Origin of the sequence: Dietzia sp. B44, assembly GCF_014145245.1 — a bacterium.
GTDB lineage: Bacteria > Actinomycetota > Actinomycetes > Mycobacteriales > Mycobacteriaceae > Dietzia > Dietzia natronolimnaea.
Window position 1 is genome coordinate 1 of sequence record NZ_JAALEF010000226.1, and the last position, 7,041, is coordinate 7,041.

The 7,041-nt window shown below is 70.2% G+C and carries 3 protein-coding genes and 1 pseudogene; 1 reads left to right on the forward strand and 3 read right to left on the reverse strand.

The annotated features are described in order from the left end of the window. The 3 genes from treY to G6017_RS08335 all read right to left on the reverse strand — a co-directional run. Positions 1-2,212 (reverse strand): malto-oligosyltrehalose synthase (treY, locus tag G6017_RS08325; protein ID WP_182616899.1); only part of this gene is annotated, 2,212 nt, incomplete at its 3' end. Between the two features lie 2 nt (positions 2,213-2,214). Continuing rightward, positions 2,215-4,359 (reverse strand): glycogen debranching protein GlgX, encoded by a 2,145-nt coding sequence (glgX, locus tag G6017_RS08330; RefSeq protein ID WP_182609854.1) that lies wholly within the window; start codon positions 4,357-4,359, stop codon positions 2,215-2,217. Between the two features lie 56 nt (positions 4,360-4,415). Next, a complete protein-coding gene (locus G6017_RS08335) occupies positions 4,416-6,575 on the reverse strand; it encodes an acyltransferase family protein (protein WP_182609853.1) in 2,160 nt (719 codons plus the stop codon). A gap of 139 nt (positions 6,576-6,714) precedes the next feature. On the opposite strand from G6017_RS08335, the pseudogene G6017_RS08340 reads away from it, so the two are divergent. Beyond that, a pseudogene (locus tag G6017_RS08340) lies at positions 6,715-7,041 on the forward strand (hypothetical protein); the annotation flags it as partial.

Here is a 7,041-nt window from a genome sequence, read left to right on the forward strand (position 1 = left end):
GAAGCGGGACGTGCGCGCCGGCCGCCATCGCCGCCGGATGCGCACGCCGGATCCGCAGTGCCTCACGGACCAGCGCGAACTTGGGGTGCCCGCCGCGGGCCACCGCGCCGGACCGCAGGGGCTCGTAGTCCACGAACCGGCGGTTGTCCGGGTCGACCAGCGAGTCGTCCCACACCTCCGTGCCCTGGTAGACGTCGGGGACCCCGGGGGACAGCAGTTGTGTCGCCTTGGCGATCAACGAGTTGTCACGCCCGGCGGGGGCGATGCGGTCGACGAACGGGGTGAGCAACGCGCCGCCCGAGTCGAGCAGGGTGTCGATCCACCGGTGGGCGGCGGACTCGAAGTCCGCGTCCTGATCGGTCCAGGTGGTGTGCACGGCGGCCTCACGTAGGGCCTTGTCGGCGTAGTCGTGCAGGCGGGACCGCAGGTCGTCGGCGGGATCGTCGCGCTCCGGCCACACCCCCACGATCACCTGGAGCAGGAAGTAGCCCGCGTCCTCGGCGGGCGGGGGGAACGTCCGGAACACCTCGGAGACCAGATCCGCCCACTCGTCGGACAGCTGGGAGAGGACCGAGATCCGGGCGCGCACGTCCTCGCCCCGCTTGGTGTCGTGGGTGCTGAGCGCCGTCATGGCCAGGGGGGAGGCGAGCGCGCGTTCGGCCATCGCGAGGTGGAAGGCCTCCACCTGCATGCCCATCCGCCCCGGTGAACCGCCGACCTCGTTGAGCGAGACCAGCCGGCCGAGCCGGTAGAACAGGCGGTCCTCCTCGGCCTTGGCGGTGGCCGCACCGGTCACCTGCGCCAACCGGCTCGAGGCCTCGGCACCACGGGCCAGAGCCCCGGCCACGAGACCCAGCACGGGAGCCAGTTCGGGGCGGTCGCGGTGCAGATCGTCCAGTATCGCGGGCAGGGTCCCGCGGAGGACGGGATAGTCGGCGCGATAGGCGGGCGTGCGCTCGATCACCGAGACCAACGCCTCGCGGAGGAGGGCCCCCTCGTCGTCACCACCCGTCACGACACTCGGCTCCCCGCCGAGGGCGGCCTCACGCCGCACCGCGCGGGTCAGGCGGCCCAGTTCGGGGGCGAGGTCCTCCAGGACGATCTGCCGCTTGAGACGGGCGGACTGATCGTGGACCTGCTCCTCGTCGCCGGGGCCGCCGCAGTACCGGGAGGCCAGCTCGGTCAACCGCGCCTGTCCGCCCCGGTCCACCAACATCTGGTCGATCAGCCGGAGGGCGTCGTATCCCGTGGTCCCGTCGACGGGCATGGCGGGCTCGAGCACTTCGGCGGGCGCGAGGATCTTCTCCACCAGCAGCCACCGGTCCTCGCCGGCCAGCCCGCGGAGACGCCGGGTGTAGCCCACGGGATCGGCGAGGCCGTCGGGGTGGTCGACCCGGATGCCGTCGACCAGATCCTCCTCGCACCAGCGGGCCACCTCGGCGTGGGTGGCGTCGAAGACCGCCGGGTCCTCCTGGCGCAGCCCGGCCAGCCCGGTCACGGTGAAGAACCGCCGGTAGCCCAGGAGCGGCTCCCGCCAGTGGACCAACCGATAGTGCTGGCGGTCGTGCACCTGTTGCGCGGTCCCGCCCCCGGTGCCGGGGGCCGCCGGGAAGCGATGGTCGTAGAAGTGCAGCTCGGCCTCCGCAGCGTCCGTGTCGGAGGTGTCGGTGTCTGTGGCGGTGTCGGTGGGGGTGACGACGACGAGCTGGTCGACGTCCTCCGGTGAACCCAACACCGGGATCGCTATCCGGCCGTCCGCCCCGTTGGCGGGCTCGGTGTCGAAGTCGAAGTACGTGAAATACGGCGACTCCGGGCCCCGGCGCAACGCGTCCCACCACCAGCGGTTCGCCGCCGGACGGTCCACGCCCAGGTGGTTGGGGACGATGTCCACCACCAGGCCCAGGTCGTGCTCCCGGCAGGCCGCCCGCAGCGACCGCAGTGCGCTGATCCCGCCGAGCTCCGCTGCGACCGTGGTCGGGTCCACCACGTCGTACCCGTGGGTCGATCCGGGGGTGGCCTCGAGGATCGGCGACAGGTACACCGATCCCACGCCGAGGTCGGCGAGGTAGGGGACCAGGGCCTCGACGTCGGCCAGGACGAACCCGCGGCCGTCCGGGTCGGACGCGGGCGTCCGCAGTTGGATGCGGTAGGTGCTCGCCAGGGCCGTACCCCTGCGCAGCGGCCCGGTCCCGGTCAGATCCGCGGCGGTCACGATCAGGTGACCTTGCGCAGCACGATCGTGCCGCGATCGGCCACCGTGATCGTGTCGTCCGACCCCAGCTCACCGGTGCGCTCCTCGAGGTGGACCGCGGTGTCCAGGACGACCTCCCAGCTCTCGGCGTACTCGGACCCCAACAACGAGAACTCGATGGGCTCGTGGTGGGCGTTGAACAGCAGGAGGAACGAGTCGTCGACGATCCGCTGGCCACGCTCGTCGGGTTCGTGGATGCCCTCACCGTTGAGATAGACGGCCAGGGACTTGCCGAAGCCGGAGTCCCAGTCCTTGTGGGTCATCTCGGACCCGTCCGGGCTGAACCAGGCGATGTCCTGCGGGTCCTCGTCGTCGCGGAGAACGGTGCCGAAGAACCTGCGCCGGCGGAACACCGGATGGTCCTTCCGCAGTCGGACCAGGGTGCGGGTGAACTCGAGGAGGTCTTCCTTCTCCTCGTCGAGGTCCCAGCTCATCCACGCGATCTCGTTGTCCTGGCAGTACACGTTGTTGTTCCCGCCCTGCGTGCGGGCGATCTCGTCACCGTGGGCGATCATCGGCGTGCCCTGCGACAGGATGAGGGTGGTCAGCATGTTGCGCCGCTGCCGGTGGCGCAGACGCAGCACCTCGGGGTCGTCGGTGGGTCCCTCGACCCCGCAGTTCCAGGAGCGGTTGTGGCTCTCGCCGTCGTTGCCGTCCTCGCCGTTGGCCTCGTTGTGCTTCTCGTTGTAGCTGACCAGGTCGTTGAGGGTGAAGCCGTCGTGGGCGGTGACGAAGTTGATCGAGGCGGTGGGGCGACGTCCGGTGTTCTCGTACAGGTCCGAGGAGCCGGTCAGGCGGGAGGCGAACTCGCCGAGAGTGGCGGGCTCTCCCCGCCAGAAGTCGCGGACGGTGTCGCGGAACTGCCCGTTCCACTCCGTCCACAGCGGCGGGAAGTTGCCCACCTGGTAGCCGCCCTCGCCGACGTCCCACGGCTCGGCGATCAGCTTGACCTGGCTGACCACCGGGTCCTGCTGGACCAGATCGAAGAACGAGGACAACCGGTCGACGTCGTGCAGCCCCCTGGCCAGGGCGGAGGCGAGATCGAACCGGAACCCGTCGACGTGCATGTCGAGGACCCAGTACCGCAGCGAGTCCATGATGAGCTGCAGGGAGTGGGGGTGCCGGACGTTGAGCGTGTTCCCGGTGCCCGTGTAGTCCATGTAGTGCTGTTCGTCGCCCTCGACCAGACGGTAGTACGCCTGGTTGTCGATCCCGCGGAACGCGATGGTGGGTCCCATGTGGTTACCCTCCGCGGTGTGGTTGTAGACCACGTCCAGGATCACCTCGATGTTGGCGTCGTGGAACGCCTTGACCATCGCCTTGAACTCGCTCACCGCGTCACCGGGCTTCTCCGCGAACGCGTACTCGTTGTGCGGGGCCAGGAAGCCGAAGCTGTTGTACCCCCAGTAGTTCCGCAGCCCCATGTCGATCAACCGCTGGTCCTGCATGAACTGGTGCACCGGCATCAACTCGATCGCGGTGACGCCGAGGTCGGTCAGGTAGTCGATGATCGCCGGGTGGGTCATGCCGGCGTAGGTGCCGCGCATCTCCGCCGGGATGTCGGGGTGCGTGGCGGTCATGCCCTTGACGTGGGCCTCGTAGATCACGGTGTTGTGGTACTCGTGCCGGGGCGCGCGGTCGTTGCCCCAGTCGAAGTAGGGGTTGATCACGACGGTGGTCATGGTGTGACCGAGGGAGTTCTCGGTGTTCCGTCGACCCGGGTCGTCCAGGTCGTAGCTGTGCAGGCTCGGGTGGCCGTCGAACTCCCCGTCGAAGGCCTTGCCGTACGGGTCGAGCAACAGCTTGGAGGGGTCGCAGCGCAGACCGTTCTCGGGCTCGTACGGCCCGTGCACCCGGAAGCCGTAGCGCTGCCCCGGGGTCACCCCGAACAGATAGCAGTGCCAGATATGACCGTCGACCTCGGTGAGCTCGACGCACTGCTCCCCGCCGTCGCGGTCGATCAGGCACAGGTCGACGCGCTCGGCCACCTCGGAGAACAGCGCGAAGTTGGTGCCGGTTCCGTCATACGTGGCACCGAGGGGGAAGGCGGTACCAGGCCAGGCACGGATGAGCTCTGGGGCGGACTGCTGCGCGTCGTCGTTGGTCACAAAGCCCAACAGTAGTGCGTTTCGGGGCGGGAGCCGCTGTGCCGGGCCCCCGGCGGTCACCACCAGCCGGTCGCGGGCCCCATCTGCCTGGCCAGTTCGCCCGACGCGGACCGGACCCACGACCCGGAGAGGTGGTGGGAATCGTGGTAGACGATCACGTTGCCCACCACGACCGGGCAGTTCGCCGGGTCGCACAGGCCGTCGGTGAGGTCGATCAGTCGGACCGAGTCGATCCCGGCCCCGGCGAGCCCGGCCGGGTTGATCGGCGCGATGGACCGCTCCCGGGGCATCCCGCACTCCTCGGGGGTGCCGCCGTCTCCCAGACAGTCCCCGGCCCGGATCGGGCCGCGGCCCTGGTTGAGCCACGGGGTGTCCCGGACGGCGATCACGCCGATGCCCTGCTGGTCGAGTGCACGCCACAGGTCCACGTACTGGCGCGGGGTGACGTCCGGGCCCACGACCCCCACCGGCCGGGTGGCGGTGGTGAACACGAAGTCGGGTGCCAGGCCCACGAGGGCGGCCAGGGCGGCGGGCGTCCACTCGGCGCAGCTCTCGTACAGCAACTCGTCGCTGTCGGACACCGAGGCGTCCAGGGTCAGCGGGCACCCCATCTTGAGCACCGTGACCACCCGGAAGCCGTAGTGTCGGCCGACCTCGTCGAGGCCGCTGATCCAGTGCTCGGCGTGGGAGCCACCCACCAAGGCGATGGTGCGCGGCGCGGTGACGTCGCCGTACACGCACATCTGCACCTCGGCCGACTCGAAGTTCGAGATGCAGCCGTCCAGGGTGCTCACGGGCAGGTCGTTGCCCACCTGCAGCAGTGAGGGGACGTAGTCGGCGTCCTCGGGGACCGGGATGCCGTCGAAGAAGGCGCGGGCCCCGGGGTGGTCCGGGTCGGTCAGTGAGTCGACATAGGGCACGGCCGAGCGGGAGGCGGACGTGGCGGTCCACCATCCGACCGTCCCGAGGCTGGCCACCGCGGCCACCACGACGAGGGCGGTGGCCTGGACGAAGCGGCGCTGATCGCGCGCGTTGCGTCCGGACCCCTTGCGGAGCGAGTCACGCTTCTGGGCGGCGGGGGTGGACCGCCCGCGTGCCCGGCTGGCCATCCGCAGCGGTCGCTCGACGTACTTCTCGGTCAACAGGGCGAGCACCACGGAGACCGCGACGATCGCCAGCCCCGACACCAGCGTGATCTCGGCCTGCCGGTCGTAGGAGAGCCAGAGGATGAGGAGCGGCCAGTGCCACAGGTACAGGGAGTACGAGATGTCGCCCAGGCGTCGGAACACCCGCGCGGACAGCAGCCAGGTGACCGGGTCCCTCCGCGGTGTCGCGCGCTCGCCCTCGGGGAGGTTGCCGCCGAGGATGATCAGCAGGGCCCCGCCGATCGGGTACCAGGCCAGGGGGCCGGGGAAGTAGGCGGCGCCGTCGATCACGAAGCCGCAGCTCACGATGAGCGCCAGCCCGGCGACGGTGCTGAGCATGCGCAACGGCCACGGCAGCACGATCCCCGCCAGCAGGATCGCCACGAGACCACCGACGAGGAGCTCCCACATCCGGGCGCCGGTGTCGTAGTAGTTCCAGGGCTGGTTGACGGCCTGCCCGTAGGCGGACCACCACACCGAGGCCGCGGTGCCCACGGCCACCACTCCGAGGAGCATCCACTTGGGCGAGCCGCCCCGCCCGATGAGCCGCCACATCGCGGTCAGGCCCAGGACGACGCCGAGGGCGACGAGATAGAACTGGCCCTGCACCGACATGGACCACAGGTGCTGCAGCGGCGAGATGGTGGCGTCGGCCGCCGCGTAGTCCTGGGAGGTGAGCGCGAGCTCCCAGTTCTGGTAGTACAGCAGCGAGGCGAGGGTCTGTTCGAAGATCGCCGACCACTGGGTAGGGGGCTTGATGAGGATCGTCCCCACGACGGTCGCGGCCACCGTGACCACCAACGCCGGGTACAGCCGACGGACCAGTCGCGTGAGATGGGGGATCGGGTTGAGGGCGGTGCGCCCGTCCGAGGCGCCGCGTAGGAGCGATCCCAGGAAGAAGAACCCGGAGAGGGTGAGGAACACATCGACGCCGCCGGAGACGCGGCCCATCCAGATGTGGAACACCACGACCAGTGCGATGGCCAGCCCGCGGAGCCCGTCGATGTCGTGCCGGTAGGCCATCTTCCCTCGCCGGCGGCGAGCAGGCGAGATCGGAGTGCTGGTGGCCACTGGCGAGTACTTCCTGACGGGTCGTCCGGTCTGTGCAGGCGCCCCGACTCTGCGAGCGCGTGCACCGAAGAGCATGGCGGAGCCGCGTCCGATTACACCACAGACGGTCGACAGCGCCCGCGTTGGTACAGTCCGGCCCATGCTCAGCTCGCCGATCCGCGCCGTGGGGACCGTGTCGGGAGTCGTCGGTCCGGCCGTGGTCGCGCTGCTGGTGTGGATCGTGGCGGCACCCCGCTCGGAGTTGCTCTCGGTGGGCGGCGGGAGGGGGTTGCGGCTCCCGGAGTCCGGGACGGACGGCGGCAGCCAGCTCCTGATGTTGATCGTCCTCCTCGGGGCGGCCGTCGTGTGTGCGGTGCTGACCTTGTGGCACCGTCACCCGGGCCTGCGGAGGCCGGGTGGCGTCACCGTCCTCGTGGTGCTTCCGGGGCTGACGTGTGCGGTCGCCGCGGCGGCCGCCTCGCCGCTC